Source organism: Rhodococcus sp. AC861 (assembly GCF_979256035.1).
This window is the reverse complement of record NZ_CEEDMW010000001.1, coordinates 382,977-405,222: the sequence shown is the minus strand read 5'-3', so window position 1 is coordinate 405,222 and position 22,246 is coordinate 382,977. Positions and strand designations below refer to the sequence as shown.

General features: G+C 68.1%; 23 protein-coding genes. 12 read left to right on the top strand and 11 right to left on the bottom strand.

Annotated elements, in window-relative coordinates:
• The first annotated feature begins 47 nt into the window (after positions 1-47).
• Positions 48-1,214 carry a globin domain-containing protein gene (locus tag AC0IX4_RS01920; protein ID WP_471827832.1) on the top strand — a complete coding sequence of 389 codons (1,167 nt, stop codon included), beginning with the start codon at positions 48-50 and terminating at the stop codon, positions 1,212-1,214.
• Positions 1,215-1,221: 7 nt separating this feature from the next.
• On the opposite strand, the gene AC0IX4_RS01915 is transcribed toward AC0IX4_RS01920, so the two are convergent.
• A complete protein-coding gene (locus AC0IX4_RS01915; protein WP_471827831.1) occupies positions 1,222-1,479 on the bottom strand; it encodes a DUF2277 domain-containing protein in 258 nt (85 codons plus the stop codon).
• 129 nt (positions 1,480-1,608) lie between these two features.
• Positions 1,609-1,902 (bottom strand): WhiB family transcriptional regulator, encoded by a 294-nt coding sequence (locus AC0IX4_RS01910; protein ID WP_042574181.1) that lies wholly within the window; start codon positions 1,900-1,902, stop codon positions 1,609-1,611.
• Positions 1,903-2,188: 286 nt separating this feature from the next.
• Between AC0IX4_RS01910 and otsB the strand changes: the two genes are divergently transcribed.
• On the top strand, positions 2,189-4,741 hold the full coding sequence (gene otsB / locus AC0IX4_RS01905) for a trehalose-phosphatase (protein WP_471827830.1): 2,553 nt from the start codon (positions 2,189-2,191) through the stop codon (positions 4,739-4,741).
• On the opposite strand, the gene AC0IX4_RS01900 is transcribed toward otsB, so the two are convergent.
• On the bottom strand, positions 4,738-5,826 hold the full coding sequence (locus AC0IX4_RS01900; RefSeq protein WP_471827829.1) for a LacI family DNA-binding transcriptional regulator: 1,089 nt from the start codon (positions 5,824-5,826) through the stop codon (positions 4,738-4,740). The genes otsB and AC0IX4_RS01900 overlap by 4 nt on opposite strands.
• A gap of 184 nt (positions 5,827-6,010) precedes the next feature.
• Here AC0IX4_RS01900 and AC0IX4_RS01895 point away from each other — a divergent pair, with 184 nt between their 5' ends.
• The 7 genes from AC0IX4_RS01895 to AC0IX4_RS01865 all read left to right on the top strand — a co-directional run bounded on the left by AC0IX4_RS01895 (position 6,011) and on the right by AC0IX4_RS01865 (position 12,106).
• The gene (locus AC0IX4_RS01895) at positions 6,011-6,925 is read left to right on the top strand and encodes a metal ABC transporter solute-binding protein, Zn/Mn family (RefSeq protein ID WP_042574271.1); all 915 of its coding nucleotides are present in this window, start codon (positions 6,011-6,013) and stop codon (positions 6,923-6,925) included.
• 13 nt (positions 6,926-6,938) lie between these two features.
• On the top strand, positions 6,939-7,748 hold the full coding sequence (locus AC0IX4_RS01890; RefSeq protein ID WP_042574184.1) for a metal ABC transporter ATP-binding protein: 810 nt from the start codon (positions 6,939-6,941) through the stop codon (positions 7,746-7,748).
• 5 nt (positions 7,749-7,753) lie between these two features.
• The gene (locus tag AC0IX4_RS01885) at positions 7,754-8,623 is read left to right on the top strand and encodes a metal ABC transporter permease (protein ID WP_042574185.1); all 870 of its coding nucleotides are present in this window, start codon (positions 7,754-7,756) and stop codon (positions 8,621-8,623) included.
• A 104-nt stretch (positions 8,624-8,727) separates the two neighbouring features.
• The gene (locus AC0IX4_RS01880) at positions 8,728-9,822 is read left to right on the top strand and encodes a Fic family protein (RefSeq protein WP_042574186.1); all 1,095 of its coding nucleotides are present in this window, start codon (positions 8,728-8,730) and stop codon (positions 9,820-9,822) included.
• Positions 9,823-9,912: 90 nt separating this feature from the next.
• Complete coding sequence (locus tag AC0IX4_RS01875; protein ID WP_056071718.1) at positions 9,913-10,671, top strand: LamB/YcsF family protein; 759 nt, start codon at positions 9,913-9,915, stop codon at positions 10,669-10,671.
• 2 nt (positions 10,672-10,673) lie between these two features.
• Entirely contained in the window at positions 10,674-11,261 is a 588-nt protein-coding gene (locus tag AC0IX4_RS01870) for a 5-oxoprolinase subunit B family protein (protein WP_442971129.1), read from the top strand.
• Positions 11,261-12,106: a 5-oxoprolinase subunit C family protein gene (locus tag AC0IX4_RS01865; protein WP_056071724.1), complete on the top strand. Its 846-nt coding sequence runs from the start codon at positions 11,261-11,263 to the stop codon at positions 12,104-12,106. Before AC0IX4_RS01870 ends, AC0IX4_RS01865 begins: the two co-directional genes overlap by 1 nt.
• On the opposite strand, the gene AC0IX4_RS01860 is transcribed toward AC0IX4_RS01865, so the two are convergent.
• The 8 genes from AC0IX4_RS01860 to AC0IX4_RS01825 form a co-directional block, all read right to left on the bottom strand.
• Positions 12,107-12,736, bottom strand: a complete 630-nt coding sequence (locus AC0IX4_RS01860) for an SOUL family heme-binding protein (RefSeq protein WP_042574190.1) — start codon at positions 12,734-12,736, stop codon at positions 12,107-12,109.
• Between the two features lie 49 nt (positions 12,737-12,785).
• Complete coding sequence (locus tag AC0IX4_RS01855) at positions 12,786-13,622, bottom strand: DUF4436 family protein (protein ID WP_471827828.1); 837 nt, start codon at positions 13,620-13,622, stop codon at positions 12,786-12,788.
• 19 nt (positions 13,623-13,641) lie between these two features.
• The gene (locus AC0IX4_RS01850; RefSeq protein WP_471827827.1) at positions 13,642-14,190 is read right to left on the bottom strand and encodes a dihydrofolate reductase family protein; all 549 of its coding nucleotides are present in this window, start codon (positions 14,188-14,190) and stop codon (positions 13,642-13,644) included.
• 150 nt (positions 14,191-14,340) lie between these two features.
• On the bottom strand, positions 14,341-15,324 hold the full coding sequence (rlmB, locus tag AC0IX4_RS01845; RefSeq protein ID WP_042574192.1) for a 23S rRNA (guanosine(2251)-2'-O)-methyltransferase RlmB: 984 nt from the start codon (positions 15,322-15,324) through the stop codon (positions 14,341-14,343).
• Positions 15,324-16,730 (bottom strand): cysteine--tRNA ligase, encoded by a 1,407-nt coding sequence (gene cysS, locus AC0IX4_RS01840; RefSeq protein ID WP_471827826.1) that lies wholly within the window; start codon positions 16,728-16,730, stop codon positions 15,324-15,326. Before cysS ends, rlmB begins: the two co-directional genes overlap by 1 nt.
• 11 nt (positions 16,731-16,741) lie before the next feature.
• Complete coding sequence (gene ispF / locus AC0IX4_RS01835; protein ID WP_042574194.1) at positions 16,742-17,236, bottom strand: 2-C-methyl-D-erythritol 2,4-cyclodiphosphate synthase; 495 nt, start codon at positions 17,234-17,236, stop codon at positions 16,742-16,744.
• 11 nt (positions 17,237-17,247) lie between these two features.
• Positions 17,248-17,919 carry a 2-C-methyl-D-erythritol 4-phosphate cytidylyltransferase gene (ispD, locus tag AC0IX4_RS01830; RefSeq protein ID WP_471827825.1) on the bottom strand — a complete coding sequence of 224 codons (672 nt, stop codon included), beginning with the start codon at positions 17,917-17,919 and terminating at the stop codon, positions 17,248-17,250.
• A 9-nt stretch (positions 17,920-17,928) separates the two neighbouring features.
• Entirely contained in the window at positions 17,929-18,417 is a 489-nt protein-coding gene (locus AC0IX4_RS01825) for a CarD family transcriptional regulator (protein ID WP_042574195.1), read from the bottom strand.
• 260 nt (positions 18,418-18,677) lie between these two features.
• Here AC0IX4_RS01825 and AC0IX4_RS01820 point away from each other — a divergent pair, with 260 nt between their 5' ends.
• The 3 genes from AC0IX4_RS01820 (at position 18,678) to disA (ending at position 21,929) form a co-directional block, all read left to right on the top strand.
• Complete coding sequence (locus AC0IX4_RS01820; RefSeq protein WP_056072904.1) at positions 18,678-19,259, top strand: copper chaperone PCu(A)C domain-containing protein; 582 nt, start codon at positions 18,678-18,680, stop codon at positions 19,257-19,259.
• Positions 19,260-19,315: 56 nt separating this feature from the next.
• Positions 19,316-20,758, top strand: a complete 1,443-nt coding sequence (radA, locus tag AC0IX4_RS01815; protein ID WP_471827824.1) for a DNA repair protein RadA — start codon at positions 19,316-19,318, stop codon at positions 20,756-20,758.
• A gap of 76 nt (positions 20,759-20,834) precedes the next feature.
• On the top strand, positions 20,835-21,929 hold the full coding sequence (gene disA, locus AC0IX4_RS01810) for a DNA integrity scanning diadenylate cyclase DisA (protein WP_042574275.1): 1,095 nt from the start codon (positions 20,835-20,837) through the stop codon (positions 21,927-21,929).
• Positions 21,930-22,246: the final 317 nt, after the last annotated feature.

Here is a 22,246-nt window from a genome sequence, read left to right as displayed (position 1 = left end):
CTCGAGGATGAACCCCACCCGTCACTCGAACACGATGAAGGTGCCCATTGCTCGACGCACAGGCCCTCGCGCACGTGCGTGCCGGAGTAGCTGCCGCGCTGAAGGCGGACGACGGCGCCGAGTCCGTCGCCAAGGCCTTCTACGCGCGCCTCTTCGCCGAACATCCCGACTTCCGCGGCTACTTCCCGGCGGCGATGGACCAGCAGAGGCACCGCCTCGTCCGTGCCGTCGACTACGTGGTCACACACCTCGACGACAGCGAGTTCCTGCCGTTCCTGCACCAGCTGGGTCGCGACCACCGCAAGCACGGACTCACCGGAGCGCACTTCCTGGCCGCACGGAACGCGCTGGTCGAGGCGTTCCGCATCTCGGGTGACGAGTCGACGTGGACGTCGGACACGGACGATGCGTGGGCTCGCGTCGTGTCGATCATCTGCAATTCGATGGCCGTGGGCGCGGACACCGAGGACCTGCCGCCCTACTGGGGAGCCACCGTCGTCGAGCATCACCGGCTTCTCGAGGATCTCGCCGTCGTCCGGTTGCAGACCGACGACGACATCCCGTTCGAGGCCGGCCAGTACCTCAGCGTCCAGATCCCGCAGCGGCCGCGCATGTGGCGATACCTGTCCCCCGCGATTGCGCCGAACGACTACCGCGGCATCGAGTTCCACGTCCGCCGGGTCTCCGCCGGGTGGGTCAGTCCCGCCATCGTGTCCGAGACGGTGGTCGGCGACCGATGGTTGCTCGGCCCACCCCTGGGCGGTCTCAGCCTGGACACCGCGCCCGGCAGCCCGGACGTGCTGATGGTCGCCGGGGGAACCGGGATCGCGCCGCTGCGTGCCCAGCTCATGGCGATGGCGATGCGCAGTCACACTCCGCGGGTCCACCTGTTCGTCGGCGGCGAGTATCCGAGCGACCTCTACGACCTGGACACCCTGTGGGATCTGGCCCGGACCAACCCGTGGCTCACCGTCGTCCCCGTTGTCGAGCACCCGGAAGAGCCGTGGTGGCGTCCCGGCCCGGCGCGGGAGTTCCCGCCCGGCCTCAACCACACGATGGTGGGCAAGCTCGGTCAGGTGGTCACACGGTTCGGATCGTGGGCGGACCGGCAGATCCAGGTGTGCGGGTCACCGTCGATGGTCCGCACGACGCTGTACGCGCTGCGTCGGGTGGGAACCCCGATGCAGAACGTCCAGCACGATCCCCTGGGCTGAACCCGGGTCAGTGCGGATACGCGTGCGCCAGTCGCCGTAGCGGCGGCACTGTCTGTGGCGGTTGCTTCCGGGGCGGCAGGACACCCAACAGTCGGGTCGTCGTCTCCGTCACCTCGGCGACCGCCGACTCGAACGCGGCACGGTTGGCATCCGAGACGGTCCGCAGCCCGCTGACCTTGCGCACGAACTGCCGGGCAGCCGCTTCGATCTCCTCGTCCGTCGCCGCGGGCTCGAGGCCGCGCAGCTCGGTGATGTTTCTGCACATGCCAGGCGAGCGTAGACCTGCAGCCAGACCCGGACAACGACCATCGGGTTTACGACGTACAGGTGTTTAGCTCGAATATTCTGACATTCCAAGCTTTACGCCGTTTTCGATCACCGTGAATTCATTCGTTCAACCGATTGCGCGGACATCCTGGAGTCCTTCGATCAGCGAACGCTCGGGAGCCGACAATCCGCCCCAGACGCCGTACGGTTCCCCCGCGGCCACCGCGTACTCGCGGCACCGCTGCATCACCGGGCATTGTTGGCAGACGCGCTTCGCCTGCTCCTCACGGGCCGTTCTCTTATGTCCCCGTTCACCTTCCGGATGGAAGAACACTGCGGAATCCATCCCGCGGCACAGTCCGTGCAGTTGCCACTCCCAGGTCGTGGCTATAGGTTCGGGTAACTCGACAGGCTTGGACATGACGCTCCTCGTTAGTTCGCCTCGTATGCGACGTCACGCTGTCAGTATTACATTACGAACAATCGTCCAAAAAGTTAATGCCGCATATTCGGGAGACACCTCCAGGACGTATCGACGAGTTACAGATAATCGCCGAACCCGCCGACATCGCCGGGTGCACAACTGCTGAGCCTCGATCCCCGATGCGGCGCGACGGCCCGCTCTCCCTTAAGTTTGACCTCGTGAGAAGCCCTGGTTGTCGTCCCGCTCGCTGCCGTACAGGTCGCCGCCGTCACGGGTGTGCGCTGTGAGTGCAGTGGACCTCCCACTCGATCTCCGCCGCGCACTCGTCGGTGTCGCGCGGGTCCCGAGACTGCTGGTCGCGTCGGACTACGACGGCACCATGGCGCCGTTCGTGTCGGACCCGCAGAAGGCGTTCCCGCTCCCGGAGTCGGTTCGAGCGCTGCGTGCACTCGCCGGCCTGGACGGCACACAGGCAGCGGTCATCTCCGGGCGCGCACTGCGGGATCTGGCGATCCTCTCCCGCCTGCCCGTCGAGGTGCAGCTCGTCGGAAGCCACGGCTCCGAGTTCGACGCCGGCTTCGTCACCGAACTCGGTAGCGAGGCCACGGCTCTTCTCGAACGAGTCGTCTCCGAACTGAGGTCGATCGCCTCCCGCGCCGAGCACATCTCGGTCGAGACCAAACCCGCCAGCGCGGCCCTCCATGTGCGCAACGCCGACCCGGAGGCGGGCGCGCGAGCGCTCGACGAGGTTCGCGCCGGCGCCGCCACCTGGGACGGCGTGCAGGTCACCGAGGGCAAGTCCGTCATCGAGCTCGCCGTGATCGTCACCGACAAGGGCCAGGCACTGGACATCCTGCGCCATCAGGACGGGGCGTCCGCCGCGGTCTTCTTCGGCGACGACGTCACCGACGAGAAGGCTTTCCGACGCCTCCACGGTCCCGACGTGGGTGTCAAGGTCGGTGACGGCGAATCGCTGGCCAAGTACCGCGTCGAGAGCACCGAGGAGGTCGCCGCCGCGCTCGCCTTCCTCTACGAGGAGCGCCGCCGTTGGCTGTCGGGTGCGGACGCTCCCCGCATCGAGCGGCTGACGATGCTCGCCAGCCCACGATCGGTCGCGCTGTTGACTCCGGAGGCCGGACTGACCTGGCTGTGTCACCCGGAGCCCGATTCCGCAGCCGCGTTCGCGCACCTTCTCGGAGGCGACGAGGCCGGCCACTTCACCGTCGGACCGGCGCGTGCGTCGCTGCCGCTCAGTCAGCAGTACCTCGACAGCACCATGACGGTGCAGACACGGTGGGCGAGCCTGCAGGTCGACGACTACCTCGCGCACGACGTCCCGCGGGACCGCACCGACTTCACGCGCGTAATCACGGGCAAGGCGAAGGCAGTGGTCACGTTCGCTCCCCGCCCCGAGTTCGGCCAGGCACGCGTGCGGCTCCAGGCCGAGGACGGCGGCCTCCGAGTGTTCGGCACCAACGATCCGATGGTGCTGCGCGCACCCGGTATCTCCTGGACCGTGACCACCGAGCACGGGCAGGAAACCGCCCGCGCCGAGATCGATCCGTCGGGCGGACCGGTCGTGCTCGAACTGCGTTGCGGTACATCGGATCTGGGACCGTCGGAAGTTCCGGAGCCCGAGCGCCGCGCGCAGGCCGAGTCGTACTGGCACGACTGGGCGGCCGGACTCACCCTGCCGCAGCTCAAGCCCGACCTGATGAAGCGGTCCGCACTGACGCTGCGCGGTCTGGTGCACGCCGACTCGGGCGCCATCATGGCCGCCGCCACCACGTCGCTTCCCGAGGAGATCGGTGGCGTCCGCAACTGGGACTACCGCTACTGCTGGCTGCGCGACGCCGCCCTGACCGCATCGGCACTGGTGTCGCTCGGCTCGCGATCCGAAGCCGAGAACTACCTGCTGTGGGTGCACGACGTCCTGCAGACGGTCACCGGACCCGAGCGGTTGCATCCGCTCTACACGCTGTGGGGCCAGTCGCTGCCGCCCGAGGCCGTCATCGACGCGCTCCCCGGCTACGCGGGGTCTCGTCCGGTGCGCGTCGGCAACGCGGCGAATCAGCAGGTGCAGCTCGATGTGTTCGGTCCGATCGTGGACCTGATCACGACGCTGGCCGACTCGCGCACCGCGAGCGGCATCACCGAACACACCGAGATCCTGACCGATCAGGACTGGGACCTCGTGTGCGCCATGGTCGACGCCGTCGAACGGAGATGGTCCGAACCCGACAACGGCATCTGGGAGATCCGCGGCAATCCGCGCCACCACGTCTACTCCAAGGTGATGTGCTGGTTGACGGTCGATCGCGCCATCAGGCTCGCCGATACCTACAGCCGCGACGCCCAACTCGGGTGGAGCACGCTACGCGACGTCATCCGTCGACAGGTGCTGGACAAGGGATGGAGCGAGGAGGCGCAGTCCTTCACCGCTGCGTACGGCGGCACCGATCTCGACGCCGCGACCCTGCACATCGGCCTGTCCGGTCTGATCGATCCCAGTGATCCGCGTTTCGCCGCCACGGTGGTCGCCACCGAGGCGGAACTCCGCAGCGGCGCCACGGTGTACCGGTACCACCACGACGACGGCCTTCCCGGCGGCGAGGGCGGTTTCCACCTGTGCGCGGCATGGCTGGTGGAAGCGTATCTGCTGATCGGGCAACGACTTCCGGCGGAAGCTCTGTTCACCCAGCTCGTCGCCGCGGCAGGTCCGACGGGATTGTTGAGCGAGGAATACGACCCTGTCGCCGAACGCTCGCTCGGCAACCACCCGCAGGCCTACAGCCACCTCGGGCTGCTGCGGTGCGCCCAGCTGCTGGCCCGCTAGCCGGTCCGCACCGGGCCGAGCGTCACCCCGGCGAGCAGATGCGTCGGGAGGTGCTCGGTCCGGTCCACCCCTGAGTGGCTGACGCCCAGCACGATCTCGCCGACCAGACGCCCCTTCTCCAACACGGGCTGACGGACGGTCGTCAGCCCCACGCGGACGGCCTCGTCGACACCGTCGAAACCGGTGACGGACATCCGCCCCGGGACGTCGATGCCGAGGGAGTCGAGGTGATCGAGCGCTCCCAGCGCGAGGACGTCGGACGTACAGATCAACGCTGTGGCGCCGGGCGCGGCCCTCAACGCCTCGGCGGCGGCGGAGCGACCCGCCGCGCGGCTGTGCTCGAAGCGCTCCACCACGACCACGTCGGGGTCGACGCCTGCCGCCGTCATCGCATCCGCGATCCCGGCGATGCGCTCACGCTGCACGTGGAAGGTGATGGCGCCCCGCCGGTCCCGGTCTACGGGACCGTCGTGTCGATCACGACGCAGTCGCATACACAGCACGGCGATGCGCGTATGTCCCTGTGCAAGAACCTGTTCCGCGATCTCGCGCATCGCAGCCCTGTCGTCGATGCCGACCAGTGACGTCTCGGCGGCGTCGCGCGGCTGATCGCAGAGGACCGTGGGCAGATGACGCTCGCGCACGGCGGTCAGGTGCGGATCGTCGTCCGACACCGAGTACACGACGAACGCGTCGACACCCGCCTGCTGGACGACGGCGGCAGCATCCTCGGGAGTGGAGGCCGGACCGGCGGGAATCAGAAGGAGGCCGCGGCCCGCCTGCTCGCAGGACTCCGCGAGACCCGTCAGGAACTGCACGGCCGCCGGGTCGGAGAACGAATAGCTGAGCGCCTCGGTGAGCACCAGGCCCACGGCGCCGGCGCGCCGGGTCCGCAACGACCTGGCCACGGGGTCCGGGCCGGGGTATCCGCGGGCGCGCGCCGCGTCCAGGATCCGTAGACGCATCTCGGGCGAGAGCTGGTCGGGGCGGTTGTAGGCGTTGGACACGGTGGTACGCGAGATGTTGAGCTCGGCGGCCAGCGAGGCGAGCGTGGCCATCCGTCGCGGTTCCGTGGACCTCGCCATGCAGGAGACGGTATCCGCTCCGAGTCGTCGACGTCGCCTACGGGACGGTTTCGTCTTCGGGCAGGTCGGCCGGTATGGTCGTGACAACGGTTTCCATTAGCGATAACAGACCAACAACCCAGGAGCACCCGCCGTGTACGCACCCGCCCGAATCCCCCTTCGCACCGCTGTCGCCGCGCTCGGCATGACAGCCCTCACGGCGACGGCGCTGGTCGGATGCAGTTCCTCGGACGGTGGCAGTGCCGAAGGTGGGCGACCGACCGTCGTCGCGTCGACGAACGTGTGGGGCTCCGTCGCCGAGTCCGTCGCGGGCGACCGCGCCGACGTCACCGCGATCATCGCCGACCCGTCGGCCGACCCACATTCCTACGAGGCCAGCCCGGGCGACGCCGCTGCGCTGTCGGAGGCATCCCTCGTCGTCTACAACGGCGGCGGTTACGACGAGTTCGTCGACGACGTTCTCGCCTCCGCGGGAGACGTGCCCTCCGTCGACGCGTACTCGCTGCTCGAGGGGCACGCGGACGACGCCGACCATGCCGACGAGGCGGGTGCCCACGACCATTCGGGCGAGACCAACGAGCACGTCTGGTACGACCCCGAGATCGCCGCGGCCACCGCGGAGGCGATCGCCGAGGAACTCGGTAAGGTCGACCCCGACAACGCGGCGTACTACACCGAGAACGCCGCGGCGTTCCACGACGACATCCACGAGATCACCGACATCACGGATCGCATCGCCCAGCAGAAGCCGGGCGCACCCGTCGCGCAGACGGAGCCGATCGCGCACTACCTGCTGGAAGGAGCCGGGGTGGACGACAAGACCCCCGAGGACTTCGAGGACGCCATCGAGGAGGGCAACGATCCCTCGCCCGCCGCTGTCGCTGCCACGCGCGACCTGTTCAGCAGCAAGGGTGTCGACGTCCTGGTCTACAACATCCAGACCGAGGACGCCGTGACGGCCGATGTCCGCCGCATCGCCGAGGAGAACGGCATCACCGTCGTCGAGGTCACCGAGACCCTGCCCGCCGGGCAGGACTACGTCTCGTGGCAGCGCACCGCCGCGCAGGACCTCGCGGACGCGCTGGGTGTCACCTCGTGACGCGAGTGCGGCGATGACGTCCGTCCAATTGACCGGGGCGACGCTCGCGTACGGCGAGCGTGTCCTGTGGTCCGATCTCGACCTGACCGTCGCACCGGGAGAATTCGTCGCCGTCCTCGGCCCCAACGGGTCGGGAAAGACGTCCCTGCTCAAGGTGCTTCTCGGGCAGACGTCCCTCACCTCCGGAACCGCCAGCATCGCCGGCGGACGCTCGTCCATCGGCTACATCCCCCAGCAGAAGGCGATCGACGAGGGAGTGCCGCTGCGCGGCCGCGACTTCGTCGGACTCGGGTGGGACGGCCACCGCTGGGGCATCGGGTTCCGTGGGCGTCACGCCCGCCGCGAGGCCGTCGACGCCGCCATCGCCTCGGTCGGCGCACAGGCCTTCGCCGATGCGCCCCTGGGGCAGATGAGCGGTGGAGAACAGCAACGTCTGCGCGTCGCACAGGCACTGGTCGGCGACCCGGACGTGCTGCTCTGCGACGAGCCGCTCCTGAGCCTCGACCTGGCCAACCAGCAGGTCGTCGCGCACCTGATCGATCAACGCCGACGCTCGCACAGCACGTCCGTCGTCTTCGTGACGCACGAGATCAATCCGATCCTGCCGATCGTCGACCGCATCGTCTACCTCGTCGACGGCAAGTTCCGCATCGGCACCACCGAGGACGTCATGACGTCCGAGGTGCTCTCGGAGCTGTACGACACCGACGTCGAGGTGCTTCGCGTGCGCGGCCGTCTCGTCGTGGTCGGAACCGGCGACGCCATGGACGCTCTCGGTGCCGCGGGCGGCGACTGCGCACACCATCTCGACAACGAAATCTGAGGCCAGTGGACAAGGTCATCGACGCACTGAGCAAAGCTCTCGACTTCGGCACCACCGCCGACCTCCTCGGCTACGACTTCGTGCAGCAAGCACTGATCGCCGCCGCCATCCTCGGTGTCCTGGCGGGCGCACTGGGTCCGCTGATCGTCAGCCGTCAGTGGTCCTTCGCCGTGCACGGCTCGTCCGAGCTGTCCCTGACCGGCGCCTCGGCAGCCCTGCTCGTCGGCCTCGCGGTCGGCGTCGGTGCCATCCTGGGATCTGTCATCGCCGCCGTGCTGTTCGCGCTGCTCGGACGCAGAGCCCGTGAGCGCGACTCCGTCATCGGCGTCATCATGAGCTTCGGACTCGGCCTGTCGGTGCTGTTCCTGTGGGCCTATCCCGGCCGCACCGGCACCAGCTTCTCGTTGCTCGTCGGCCAGATCGTCGGCGTCGGCAGCACCGGTCTCACGCTGTTGCTTGCCGTCGCCCTCGTCGTCATCGTGGTGCTGTTCGTGGTCTACCGGCCGCTGCTGTTCGCCAGCACCGATCCCGAGGGCGCCGAGGCACGTGGTGTCCCGATGCGACTGCTGTCCATCGTCTTCGCCGTTCTCGTCGGCGTCGCCTGCGCGCTGGGAGTGCAGATCGTCGGCGCCCTCCTGGTGCTCTCGCTCCTGATCACCCCCGCCGCCGCGGCGTCGCGGGTGACGGCCAACCCGGTCACCGCCACCTGGCTGTCGATCCTGTTCGCCGAGACCGCCGCGGTGGGCGGCATCCTGCTCTCCCTCGCGCCGGGCGTCCCCGTGTCGACGTTCGTCACCACCATCTCGTTCGTGATCTACCTCGTCTGCCGGGCGGTGGGTCGTCGCACCCCGGCACGCAAGACCATCGTCGCCTGACAGACGAGTGGGGAGACCGAGGAAGAAAGTTTGCACTTCTGGCTGATATGTAAAAAATTGAGCACTTTCTTTACATATATCAGTCAGCGTGTCATCGTCTCCGCATGGCAGCGTGGCAACCCGACATCCCGTTCAACGAGCTTCCTCCACCTCCCGGCGCCGACGAGCTCGAGACCCGCGCAGTCCTCAAGGCTGCCATCGCGGCAAACACTGCACTCGCGAAGCTGGATCAGGCGGTCGTATCGATACCGAATCCGACGGTGCTCATCAACTCCATTCCGATCCTCGAAGCTCAAGCCAGCTCGGAGATCGAGAACATCGTCACCACGACGGACGAACTCTTCCGGCACCTGGACGACGATGCCGGTGCCGACCCCGCCACCCGTGAGACCCTCAGATATCGGACTGCTCTGAAAATCGGTTTCGATCGAACCACCGAGCGAGGCTTGACGACGTCCACTGCGATCGATGTATGCAGCATCATCAAGGGCCGAGAGATGCAGGTCCGGACAATTCCCGGCACGCGTATCGGCAACCCGACCACCGGCGAGGTCGTGTACAGCCCACCCGAAGGGCGTGCGCTGATCGAGGAGAAGCTCAGCGCGTGGGAACGATTCATACACGATGACGACGGCATGGACCCGTTGGTCCGGATGGCCGTCGCCCACTATCAGTTCGAGGCAATTCACCCCTTCGCCGACGGCAACGGGCGGACCGGACGAATCCTCAACGTCATGCTCTTGATCGAAGCCGGGCTCCTCAGAATGCCGGTGCTCTACCTCTCGCGGTACATCATCGACACCAAGAACGACTACTACCGATTGCTGCTCGAGGTCACGTCGGACGCGGCGTGGGAAGCGTGGGTTCTGTACGTTCTCGCCGGTGTCGAACGGACGTCCAACGACACGCTTCACACGGTGCACGCCATCCGCGCACTCCAGGAAGACTTCAGCCACCGGGCGCGCGCAGTCTCCAAGGGCGGTGCAGATTCCGAATTCCAGTCAGTTCTCTTCGAGCAGCCGTACTGCCGAATCAGCACGGTCGTCTCGAGATGTGGCGTGTCCCGACCGACAGCGACAAGTTGGCTCTCAGCACTTGTCGGCGCAGGGATGTTGCAAGAGAGCAAGGTCGGGCGGGACCGACTGTTCATCAACCGAGAGTTTCTCCGACTGCTCGTGCGACCCCACGACCGCCAGTAGCAAGAAACTTCACACGTCGACGAAACGTGTCAAAAAACCCGACCTTTTTTTACACATGAGACACGCCCTGGTCTCGCCTAGTGTGGACGAGTGGGTATCGACCTCAACTCCGATCTCGGCGAAGGCTTCGGCGCCTGGACACTCGGCGACGACGCCGCCATGCTGCGCATCGTCACCAGCGCCAACATCGCGTGCGGGTTCCACGCCGGCGATCCGTCCACGCTGCTGCGAACCTGCTCCGACGCTGTCGCCGCCGACGTGCGTATCGGCGCGCAGGTGGGGTATCACGACCTCGTGGGATTCGGACGGCGCTTCGTCGACGTGACCGCGGAGGATCTCCGCGCCGACGTCATCTACCAGATCGGTGCGCTCGACGGCCTGGCACGCAGCGTCGGCGGGTCCGTGCGCTACGTCAAACCGCATGGCGCGCTGTACAACACGATCGTCCGTCACGAGGTGCAGGCCCGTGCCGTCGTCGACGCCGTACTGGCGTACGACGCCTCGCTCCCCGTGCTCGGGTTACCCGGATCGGTGTTCCTCGACATCGCCGCCGACGCCGGCCTGCGCACCGTCACCGAGGCGTTCGCCGACCGCGGGTACACCGCGGAGGGAACCCTGGTCTCGCGACGGGAGAACGGCGCGGTTCTCTCCGACGTCGACGAGGTGGCCGCACGCGTTCTCCGCATGGTCACCGAGGGCGTGGTGGCGTCGGTCGACGGGGTGGACGTCCCGGTGTCGGCCGACTCGGTGTGCCTGCACGGCGACACTCCCGCTGCGGTCGACATGGCGCTGGCAGTACGTGACGTGTTGTCGCGCAACGGCATCACCCTGACCCCCTTCGTGTCGTGAAGATCTCACCGGCCGGTGATCACGCCCTGCTGGTCGACCTCGATGACGTCCGCGCCGTCGCCGCTCACCATGCCGGCTGGGCGAGCGGGCACCCCGGTGTCGTCGAACTGATTCCTGCCGCGAGCACCGTGTTGGTGACGATGACCGAGGATGCGGAGCCGTCGCGGGTGGCGTCGTGGCTCCGTGAGACGCCGCCGGCGGAGGTGCTCGGCGGCTCCGGTGACACGATCACGATCGACGTGCGGTACGACGGCCCCGACCTCGACGATGTCTGCGCGACAACGGGACTGGACATCGTCGCCGTGCACACCGGCCAAGTATGGACTGCCGCGTTCTGTGGCTTCTCCCCCGGCTTCGCGTACCTGGTCGGATCCGAGCCACTGTCGATCCCGCGCCGCGCCGATCCGCGCACCTCGGTGCCGGCGGGATCCGTGGCGTTGGCCGGCGAGTACACCGGGGTGTACCCGACGTCGTCGCCCGGCGGATGGCAGATCATCGGCAGCACCGATGCGGCGCTGTGGGACGTGAACCGCGACGACCCCGCGCTGCTCGCGCCCGGCACACGGGTGCAGTTCCGCGCGGTGATGTGATGCTCGAGGTACTGGCAACCGGGCCGCTGACGACCGTGCAGGACCGAGGACGCACCGGGTGGTCCTCGCTCGGTGTCGGCACGTCCGGCGCGGCCGATCGACGCTCGCACGACGCGGCGAATCGTTTGGTGGGGAACATGATCGACGCCGCGACGCTCGAGGTGACGCTCGGTGGACTGGTGCTGCGCGCACGCGCCGAGGTGGTTCTGGCGGTGACGGGGGCTCCGGCCCCGTTCACGGTGGACGGCGCACCGCAGGGGCACGGCGCCGTCGTCGTGGTGCCGTCGGGCGCCGAGATCCGCCTCGACTGGTCGCCGGTGGGACTGCGCTCGTACGTTGCCGTCCGCGGCGGGATAGACGTAACCCCCGTGCTGGGCAGCCGGTCCACGGACTCGCTGTCCGGCATCGGACCCGAGCGAGTGACGGCCGGCGCCGTGCTGCCGGTCGGTCACGACGCCGAGGACTGGCCTCGAGCGGACGTGAATCCGTACCCGTTCGAGCACCGCACCACCCTGCGGGTGATCCCCGGCCCGCGGGCGGACTGGTTCACCGACCACGCTCTCGAATTGCTGACGACCCAGCCGTGGACGGTCGGGACCGACTCCGACCGTGTCGGCATGAGGCTCGAGGGCGCCGAGCCGCTGCCACGGTCGCGGAACGACGAGCTCCCGAGCGAGGGCATGGTGACCGGCGCGCTGCAGGTACCGCCGTCGGGACAGCCCGTGCTGTTCCTCGCCGATCATCCGGTGACCGGTGGTTACCCGGTGATCGCCGTCGTGGCGTCGGCAGATCTCGGATCCGCGGCGCAGTGCGCTCCGGGACGAACGATCCGCTTCAGCGTCTGATCACCGGGCGACGGGAACGGCCACCTCGTTGCGGCGGCGGAACGACACCGTCCAGGGCGGATCGTAGAACCACGACATCGGCTCCCCGGTCGTGTCGATGCCGCGGGACTTCAGGGTGTCCAGCAGCTCCGTGGTGCGTGCCGCCACGGCCTGCGCACCGCGGTCACCGCTGAATCGCAGCACCGCCACCGTCTCGGCCGGCACCTCCACCAGGCGCACCCGATCATCCTTCGGCGCCGGAAGAGTGTCCATCGTCCATCGCGACGGCATGAAGAAGCGGACCACCCACCCCTCGTCGCTCGCCTCGCGCGACACAGGTGCGGTCATCGCGATGCTCTGTCCGCGCGAGGCCGACTGGGCCACGGGCGCCGTCATCGCGATGCTGTCGGCACCCCGATTTCCTCCGAAGATGTATCCCGCGAGTCGGCGGAAACCCTCGTTGCGCGCACGCTCCTCGTCGGCGTCCACGACGGTTTCCGCGGCGATGCGGGGTTCGTATCGGCGGATCTCGACAGCACCCGTGAGCGTCTCGGTGGTGTGCGGTGGCTCCTCGGTACCCACACGAATCCCCACGGTCCCCAGTGCGGCATCGGCCACCTGCGTCACCGTCGTCCTCAGCCGTTCGATCATGACTCGACGGTACGCGCGGACCGGCCCGACTCCCGGTCGCCGCCCACCCCTAGGGCCCCTGCCGCCACCACGCGACGACGTACAGCACCATTGCCGTCGCCAGGCCCGCCACCACCCACAGGACCACCGTGTAATCCACCCACGACCCGATCGGCGGAGCGCCGGGGAACAGATTCCGGATGGGGAGCACCGCGAACAGCGTCACCGCGAACCACGTCATGATCGGCGGCAGGAACTGTTTGCGGCGGCGCAGAGTCTGGATCGACACGAACAGCGTGCACATCGGAAGCACCACCAGGACAACGCAGATCGCGATGTCGAAGATCGTGGTTCCGACCGTGCGGGACACCCGGATGTCGAAGGCCTGCGCCGACGACGCGTCGATATCGACGGCCTCGACACTCCACGATGTCAGGGAGTCCGTCACCACGATCTCCGACGGCACGGCCACCCGTCCGGTGGCTGCGTTCGAGAACACTCGCACCTGGATCGACGACGCGTCGTAGGTGTCGAACGGCCAGTGCCGGATGTCGCCGTCGGCGTACAGGGAGACCGGCAGCGGACCCACCCTGGTCCCGCTCGGGAAGGTGAGCGTCCCGGCACTCGCCGTCGGGGTGACGTCGACTATCAGGTCGTCGACCAGGTTGCCGTCGTCATCGGTCAACCCCTCACCCGGATAGACGGACACCCGCGCGTCGAGCGAGAACTTCTCACCGGAGACGGTGTCGACGTCGAGGTAGACGAGGGCTCTTCCGGGGGCGGGCTCGCGGAGGTCCGGCGCTCCCGTCGAACTCCCGAGCGCGTAGGTCAGGATCACCGCGACGTAGGCGGCGACCACGACCACTGCCAGGACCACACCGCGCGCTCTGCGACCCACCGTCGTCATGGACAGATGATGACAGGACTCAGGTCTGCGCGTGCGGTTCCAGCACGTCGTACTCCGCGCAGAGGAACGCGCCGTTGCGCGCGAAGTCCACGAGTCGGAGATCGAACCGACGCGGGAACAGCGGCCTGCCCGCACCGAGAGTGACCGGTGCGATCGAGACGACGATCCGGTCCAGGTGGCCGGCCTCGGCGAACTGTGCGGCCAGATCACCGCCACCCACGATCCAGACGTCCTTGCCGCCGGCGGACTCCTCTATCGCCGGCCACAGGTCGGCCACGTCACCCTGTACGAACCGGACGTCGTGCTCGGAGGCCTCGAAGTCTCGATGGGTCACCACCCAGGCCGGCATGTCGTACGTCCACGCCTCACCGGTCGACGCGTTGTGCTCGAGGATCCACGCGTACGTCGTGGCACCCATGACGATCGCGCCGATGCCGGCGATGAAGTCGTCGTAGTTCATCGGGCCGGCGCTGTCGATGTCCTGGCGGAAGAGCCACTCGAGAGAGTCGTTCTCGTCGGCGAGGTAACCGTCGAGGGTGCTGGCGGTGAAGTAGGTGGTCCTGGTCACGGGGCCATTCTGCACCCGCCCACCGACACCGATCGCGCTGCGGAGTGTGCACACCCTCTCCGGTGAGCGCACACCCCTCACCGCCGACTGCAGAGGGTGTGCGGTTCAGGCAAGGGGTGTGCGCCCCCCATCCGCGTCCGCTGAGTCGGATCAGCCTCGGCGCTGGCGTGCGATCCCTGCGAGTACGACTCCCGCTGCGACGGAAGCGTTGAGCGACTCCACCGGCCCGGCCATCGGGATGGACAGGATGCTGTCGCAGTTGTCGCGGACCAGGCGGGACAGACCCTTGCCCTCGGAACCGACGACCACCACGATCGGCCCGGTGCCGTCGAAGTCGTCCAGCGAGGTGTCGCCGTCGGCGTCGAGACCGACGACCATGACACCCTTGTCGGCCCAATCCTTCAGCGTGCGAGTCAGATTGGTCGCGCGGGCGACGGGGAGACGCGCTGCCGCGCCGGCGCTGGTGCGCCACGCGACGGCCGTGACGGACGCACTGCGCCGCTGCGGGATGACCACGCCGTGTCCACCGAACGCTGCGACGGACCGGACGACGGCGCCGAGGTTGCGGGGGTCGGTGATGTTGTCGAGAGCAACCAACAGAGCCGGCTCCTGACGCTGACGCGCCTGCGAGAGGAGATCGTCGGGGTGCGCGTAGCGGTACGGCGGCACCTGCAGCGCGATGCCCTGGTGCATGCCGTTGGCGCTCATCCGGTCCAGATCGATGCGGGACACCTCGAGGATCGAGATGCCGTTGTCCGCAGCGATCTGCACGCTCTCCTTCAGCCGGTCGTCGGCTTCAGTGCCGGATGCGACGTACAGCGCCGTCGCCGGCACTCCCGCGCGCAGACATTCGAGCACCGGGTTACGGCCCAGCACGTTCTCGGGACCGTCCTCGGGCTTGCGCACCGGCGGACGACCGCGTCCACCGCCGGCGGACTGACCCCGCCCACCACCGGAGGTCGTGTCGCGAGTCGTGGTGCGTCCACGGCGCGCGGCCTTGGTGCGGTCCGCTGCAGCCGGGGTGGCCCCGCGACCCTCGAGTCCCTTGGAACGCTTGCCGCCGGATCCGACGACCTGACCCTTCTTGGTGCCGGACTTGCGCACTGCGCCACGCCGACTCGAATTGCCTGCCATTACTTCTCCGTGCCTTCCGGCTGTGCGATCGACCATTCCGGGCCGTTCGGGGTGTCGGTGACCTCCACGCCCGCGCGGGCGAGGCGGTCACGAATACGATCGGCCGTCGGCCAGTCCTTGCCGGCCTTCGCCGCGCTGCGCAATTCCAGATCGTCCGCGATCAGCAGGTCCAGTGCCGCGCGTTCCGCCGACGCGTCCGCGGAACCGGCCGCCCAGTGCGGATCGAGGGGATCGACGCCGAGGATCGCGGTCATCGCGCGTATCGACGACGCGGCCTCGACGGCCTTGTCCAGCTCTCCCGCGGCCAGGGCGCTGTTGCCCTCGCGACGGAGACCGTGGATCTCGGCGAGCGCCTTGGGCACCGACAGATCCTCGTCGAGCGCCTCTGCGAACGCCTGCGTCCACGTGCCGACGGGGACCTCGCCTGCCCGCTCGGCAGTCTTGGTCACGAACGACTCGATGCTGCGGTAACCGGCAGCAGCTTCCTGAAGTGCCTCCGCGGAGTACTCGAGCATCGACCGGTAGTGCGCGCTGCCGAGGTAGTAGCGCAGCTCCTGCGGGCGCACCGTCTCGAGCATGGTCGGGATGGAGACGACGTTGCCGAGCGACTTCGACATCTTCTCGCCGCTCATCGTGACCCAGCCGTTGTGCAACCAGTACTGGGCGAAACCGTCACCGGCAGCACGTGATTGGGCAAGCTCGTTCTCGTGGTGCGGGAACACCAGGTCGAGTCCGCCGCAGTGGATGTCGAACGCCGATCCCAGGTACGTCTCGGCCATGGCGGAGCACTCGATGTGCCACCCCGGTCGGCCCGGCCCCCACGGCGTCGGCCACGAGGGCTCGCCGGGCTTGGCCGTCTTCCACAGCGTGAAGTCGCGCGGATCCCGCTTGCCCGCACCGATGCTCTCGCCTTGATGCACGTCGTCGAGCTTGTGCCCGGACAGTGCTCCGTAGGCGTCGTAGCTGCGGACGTCGAAGTAGACGTCGCCGGCAGCGGCGTAGGCGTGACCCGCGTCGATCAGGCGGCCGATGAGCTCGACCATCTGCGTGATGTGTCCGGTCGCTCGCGGCTCAGCGGACGGGGGAAGGACACCCAGCGCGTCGTAGGCGGCGGTGAATGAGCGCTCGTACGTCGCCGCCCATTCCCACCACGGCCGGCCGGCGTCGGCTGCCTTGTTCAAGATCTTGTCGTCGATGTCGGTGACGTTGCGGACGAAGGCGACGTCGTATCCCGACGCGGTGAGCCACCGTCGCAGCACGTCGAACGCCACACCACTGCGGACGTGACCGATGTGGGGGTGGCCCTGGACCGTGGCGCCACACAGATACACCGATGCGTGTCCGGGGGCCAGCGGAGTGAACTCACGCACGGCCCTGGTCGCGGTGTCGTAGAAGCGCAGGGTCACGACGGCCGATCCTACCGGGGATTCTGCTGATCGAGCACCACGTGCTGGTCCAGCACCAGGGCCGTCGCGATGGCCGCGACGCCCTCACCGCGCCCTGTCAGTCCCAGGCCGTCGGTCGTGGTGGCGGACACCGACACCGGTCCGCCGAGGATGTTCGACAGCAACGTCTGCGCCTCGAGGCGGCGAGGACCGATTCGCGGACGGTTGCCGATGACCTGCACGGCAGCGTTGCCGACGCGGAGAGAGTTCTCGGCGAGAAGTTGGCGCACATGCATCAACATCGTCGCTCCGCTGACGCCGTCCCACTCGGGCCTGCCGGTTCCGAAGACCGATCCCAGGTCGCCGATGCCGGCCGCGGACAGCAGCGCATCGCACAGCGCGTGCGCGGCGACGTCACCGTCGGAGTGACCGGCACAACCGTCGGCGTCCTCGAACAGCAGTCCGGCCATCCAGCAGTCCCGTCCGGCCTCGACGGGGTGGACGTCGGATCCGATGCCGACTCGCATTGCTCGTCCTCTCACGGGCGAGCGATGAGCGCCCGCGCCAGAATCAGGTCCATGGGGGTGGTGATCTTGAAAGCGTCGGCGTCGCCGCGCACGGTGTGCACGTCGACACCCAGTCGTTCGACCAGCCCGGCATCATCGGTCGCCGATTCGGGGAATTCGGCGTATGCCCGACGCAGCGTGTCCCCGTCGAACCCCTGCGGTGTCTGCACCGAGCGCAACGTCGCTCGGTCGACGGTCCCGGTGACGACGCCGGCGGAATCGACGGACTTCATCGTGTCGACGACGGGAAGGACGGGCACGACGGCCCGAGCGCCCGCTGCGACAGCGTCCACCACGCGAAGGATCAACGACGGCGGTGTGAGGCATCGCGCCGCGTCGTGCACCAGCACGATGTCGGCGTGACCTGCGGCGACCAGTCCGGCGCGCACGGAGTCGGTACGTTCGGCGCCGCCGACGACCACGTCGACCTCCACCGCGACGGAGGCGCAGAGCTCGATCGTGCGCTCGCGCAACACCTCCGGGACGATCACGATCACACGAGAAAGGGCGCCGGAGGTCGTGAGACCGTCCAGCGCCCACTCGAGCAATGTGCGTCCCGCGAGTTCCACGAACGCCTTCGGCATGTTCTCACCGAGGCGCACGCCCATTCCGGCAGCCGGAACGAGCGCGACGACGTCAGTCACGCGCGGCCGTCAGGAAGCCGCGGCCAGGACCTCGTCGAGCATGTTGTCCGCGCGGACCTCGTCGGTTCCCTCGGCCAGTGCGAGCTCCCCGACCAGGATCTGACGAGCCTTCGCCAGCATGCGCTTCTCGCCCGCGGAGAGTCCGCGGTCCTGCTCACGACGCCAGAGGTCACGAACGACCTCGGCGACCTTGTTCACGTCACCGGATGCGAGCTTCTCCAGATTGGCCTTGTACCGACGCGACCAGTTGGTGGGCTCCTCCGTGTGCGGCGCGCGGAGAACCTGGAACACCTTGTCCAGACCCTCCTGGCCGACGACGTCCCGGACGCCCACGTACTCGGCATTGTCGGCAGGAACTCGAACGGTGAGATCACCCTGCGCAACCTTCAGAACGAGATATTCCTTGGCCTCGCCCTTGATGGTTCGCGTCTCGATAGCTTCGATCAGCGCCGCTCCGTGGTGCGGGTAAACGACGGTGTCTCCGACCTTGAAAATCATGTGTTCGGTGCCCCTTTCGATATGGCCAGTTTAACACGCTCTCCCGGGAGGGTCGCTCCAACGGTGCAGGTCAGGGGCACAGGGCACTTCGGCGCGTACTTGACAGCGGCCGCGATACATGTATCGAGCAGGGGTTTAGGTGCCCCCGGCCGCGACACTCGTCACCCGACCTACGACCCCCGGCATCGAACTACTACGCTGCTGTAGTGGTAGCCGCCCGCCGGCACAACCGACGTGAACGACCAGTGGAGGACGACCCAGTGACCGCAACCAACGCCCCGTTTCGGCCTGCCAGAGTCGCGACGGCGGTCGCTCTCGCCCTCGGCGCAGTGATCGGCCTGTCCGCCTGCAGCGCCGGCAAGGTCTCACAGACCGCGATGCAGGTCGCCGCCGTCAACGGCAACGGTACGGACCAGGGCACGATCTCCATGCGCAACGTGCACGTCGCCTACCCCAGCTCGGGTGAGTTCTCCCTCGAGCCCGGTGGCCGCGCGGAACTGATCTTCACCGCGATCAACACCAGCGAGACCACGGCGGACCGACTGACGGGCATCGAGACCGAAGGGGCGTCCGAGGTGACCGTCACCGGCGCCACCGGAGGTACCTCCATCGAGATCCCCGCGCAGGCATCGGTCGCCTCCGGTGTCTCCGCCGAGCAGGACCCCACCGCCGAGGAAGGCTCGCAGTCGGTCACCGCCGTGCTCGAGGACCTGTCCGAGAACGTGCGCCCGGGCCTGACGGTGCCGGTCACCTTCACCTTCGCCGAGGCGGGCGACGTCGTCGTCAACGTTCCGGTCGATCCGGGCACCACCCCGCGCATGGAAGGCGAAGCGGAAGGCTGAGTCCGCTCGGGTCGCACGACGCGACCTGTCGGTAGCTCCCTCTAGTCTCTCGAATCGTGGCCAGACCTCGCACCAGTTATCGCTGTTCGGCGTGTATGCACACCGTCGCCAAGTGGGTGGGCCGTTGCCCCGAGTGCGAGACGTGGGGCTCGATGGACGAGGTCACCCTTCTCGCACCCGTCAGCGCCCGGCCCGGTTCGAGCGGTGTCAGGGCCGGCTCCTCGTCGATGGTGCCGACGTCCCCCGCGCTCCCGCTCACGCAGGTCTCCAGCACCGCGTCGGTCGCTCGCCCCACCGGGGTCGACGAGCTCGACCGCGTACTCGGCGGCGGCATCGTTCCCGGTTCGGTCGTCCTGCTGGCCGGTGAACCCGGCGTCGGCAAGTCGACGCTGCTGCTCGAGGTGGTGAAGCAATGGGCCGAGCGCAGCCCGCAGGACATCGCTCTCTATGTCACCGGTGAGGAATCCGCGGGTCAGGTGCGTCTGCGGGCGGACCGTACGGGCGCCGTCCACGAACGCGTCTATCTCGCCGCCGAGAACGACCTGGCCACCATCTTCGGCCACGTCGAGCAGGTCGCTCCCACCCTCGTCGTGGTCGACTCGGTGCAGACGATGCAGGCGTCCGACGTCGACGGCGTCATCGGCGGTGTCACCCAGGTCCGAGCCATCACGTCCGCGTTGACCTCGCTCGCCAAGGGCAGCGGCACGGCCGTGATCCTCGTCGGGCACGTCACCAAGGACGGCGCAGTCGCCGGTCCGCGCTCGCTCGAACACCTCGTCGACGTGGTCCTGCACTTCGAGGGTGACAAGCACTCGACCCTGCGGATGGTCCGAGGAGTCAAGAACCGGTTCGGCGCCGCCGACGAGGTGGGCTGCTTCGAACTGCGCGAAGGTGGCATCCACGGGGTCAGCGACCCGTCCGGCCTCTTCCTCCATCACCGCGCCGATTCGGTGCCCGGCACCGCTGTCACGGTCACGATGGACGGCAAGCGCGCCTTGCTCGCCGAGGTCCAGGCCCTGGTCGCCCCGTCGCACATGCCGACGCCACGGCGGGCCGTCAGCGGTCTCGACGCGGCTCGGGTGTCGATGATCCTGGCCGTGCTCGAACGACGATGCTCGGTGCAGCTGAGCAGCAAAGAGGTCTACGCCGCCACCATCGGCGGAATGAGAACCACCGAGCCGACGGTCGACCTGGCGCTGGCCTTGGCCGTCGCATCCGCCGCGAAGGACACGGCCCTCCCCGCCGGCATGGTCGTCCTGGGAGAGGTCGGCCTCGCCGGTGAGGTGCGCCGCGTCGTCGGCGTCGATCGCCGGCTGGCAGAGGCCGCGCGCCTGGGCTTCACCTCGGCCATCGTTCCCGCCGACCAGCGCCGCGGCGCCCGCGACGACACGGCCGGTGATCCGCCCGGAATGCGGGTCACGCGGGTCACCGATGTCTTCGGTGCCATGCAGGGCGCATTCGACCGCAGGAGAAAGTCGGCCGACGTGCCGGTACCCTGACTCTGCACGCGTGAAATCCGGAACGACGGCAGGGGGGTTCGACTCGGTGACCGATACCGTTTCCACCCCCGACACGATCCCGCGTTCCGCGGCAGCGGCTCCCCTGACCTCGCTTCGTGACGCCATCGCCGATCTCGCGCCGGGCACCACGTTGCGCGACGGGCTCGAACGGATCCTGCGTGGACGCACCGGTGGACTCATCGTCCTCGGATACGACGAGCACGTCGAAGCCATCTGCGACGGCGGCTTCGTGCTCGACGTCGAGTTCGCACCCACCCGCCTGCGCGAACTGTCGAAGATGGACGGCGCCGTCGTCCTGTCCACCGACGGATCGCGCATCGTGCGAGCCAACGTCCAACTGGTGCCGGACCACACCATCCCCACCGTCGAGTCGGGAACCCGGCACCGCGCAGCCGAACGTACGGCCATCCACACGGGGTACCCGGTGATTTCCGTCAGCCAGTCCATGAGCATTCTCAGCGTCTACGTCGGCGGAACCCGCCACGTGATCGAGGGGTCGGCGACGATCCTTTCGCGCGCCAATCAGGCCGTCGCGACACTGGAGCGGTACAGCGCCCGGCTCGACGAGGTCACCCGTCAACTGTCGCTGACGGAGATCGAGGATTCGGTGACGCTGCGCGACGCGCTGACCGTTGCCCAGCGTCTCGAGATGGTGCGCCGGGTGTCGGTGGAGATCGAGCAGAACGTCCTCGAACTCGGTACCGATGGAAGACAATTGGCGCTCCAGCTCGAAGAGTTGGTGGGCGACAACGACTCTGCCCGGCAGCTCGTCGTCCGCGACTACCTCGCCGGCAACGAAACACCTACCACCGCTGCCGTCGAACGATCACTCGCAGCGCTCGACCGGCTCACGGACGTCGACCTGCTCGACCTCACAGTCCTCGCGCGCGCGTTCGGCTACCCGGCCACCATCGAAGCCCTCGACGCACCGATGAGCCCCCGCGGCTACCGACTGTTGACGCGGGTTCCTCGGCTGCAGTTCCATCAGGTCCACAAACTGGTCGGGCACTTCGGCACGCTGCAGACACTGCTGGCCGCGACTGCAGCGGACCTGCAGTCGGTAGACGGCATCGGCGGCCTGTGGGCGCGACACATCCGAGAAGGCCTGTCCCGCATGGCAGAAGCCAGCATCTCCGGCCCGTTCGACTGAGCTGATGCCGGAGACAGGCGTCGGTGACGACGATCCACGCGCTCGGTGGCGAGTGCTGCCCGCGGTCGTGCAGCCGACCGATGACGGAGTGAAGTCCGAGACGTCACAAGCCGACTTCGATGAGCCGCCGGTGTTCGACCCGATTCAGGGAACAGTTCGCTACTACGGGTGACCTCGAGCAGTTCTGCGGACGTTGCAGTGCCAGCGCTACCCGGTTACCGCGGGCGTTTCGTGGTCCCGCGGCAACTGCAGCACCCGCGGGAAAGGGAAACTCCCGCGGGAACAGAACTTGCTCGCGAATACAGCGACGGTGCTCA

Bases quoted from the DNA above. Each gene is read 5' to 3' on its own strand.
- AC0IX4_RS01915 (WP_471827831.1), bottom strand. From the start codon at position 1,479: ATGTGCAGAAACATCACCGAGCTGCGCGGCCTCGAGCCCGCGGCGACG.
- AC0IX4_RS01910 (WP_042574181.1), bottom strand. From the start codon at position 1,902: ATGTCCAAGCCTGTCGAGTTACCCGAACCTATAGCCACGACCTGGGAG.
- AC0IX4_RS01900 (WP_471827829.1), bottom strand. From the start codon at position 5,826: ATGGCGAGGTCCACGGAACCGCGACGGATGGCCACGCTCGCCTCGCTG.
- AC0IX4_RS01895 (WP_042574271.1), top strand. From the start codon at position 6,011: ATGACAGCCCTCACGGCGACGGCGCTGGTCGGATGCAGTTCCTCGGAC.
- AC0IX4_RS01890 (WP_042574184.1), top strand. From the start codon at position 6,939: ATGACGTCCGTCCAATTGACCGGGGCGACGCTCGCGTACGGCGAGCGT.
- AC0IX4_RS01880 (WP_042574186.1), top strand. From the start codon at position 8,728: ATGGCAGCGTGGCAACCCGACATCCCGTTCAACGAGCTTCCTCCACCT.
- AC0IX4_RS01865 (WP_056071724.1), top strand. From the start codon at position 11,261: ATGCTCGAGGTACTGGCAACCGGGCCGCTGACGACCGTGCAGGACCGA.
- AC0IX4_RS01860 (WP_042574190.1), bottom strand. From the start codon at position 12,736: ATGATCGAACGGCTGAGGACGACGGTGACGCAGGTGGCCGATGCCGCA.
- AC0IX4_RS01855 (WP_471827828.1), bottom strand. From the start codon at position 13,622: ATGACGACGGTGGGTCGCAGAGCGCGCGGTGTGGTCCTGGCAGTGGTC.
- rlmB (WP_042574192.1), bottom strand. From the start codon at position 15,324: ATGGCAGGCAATTCGAGTCGGCGTGGCGCAGTGCGCAAGTCCGGCACC.
- ispF (WP_042574194.1), bottom strand. From the start codon at position 17,236: ATGCGAGTCGGCATCGGATCCGACGTCCACCCCGTCGAGGCCGGACGG.
- AC0IX4_RS01825 (WP_042574195.1), bottom strand. From the start codon at position 18,417: ATGATTTTCAAGGTCGGAGACACCGTCGTTTACCCGCACCACGGAGCG.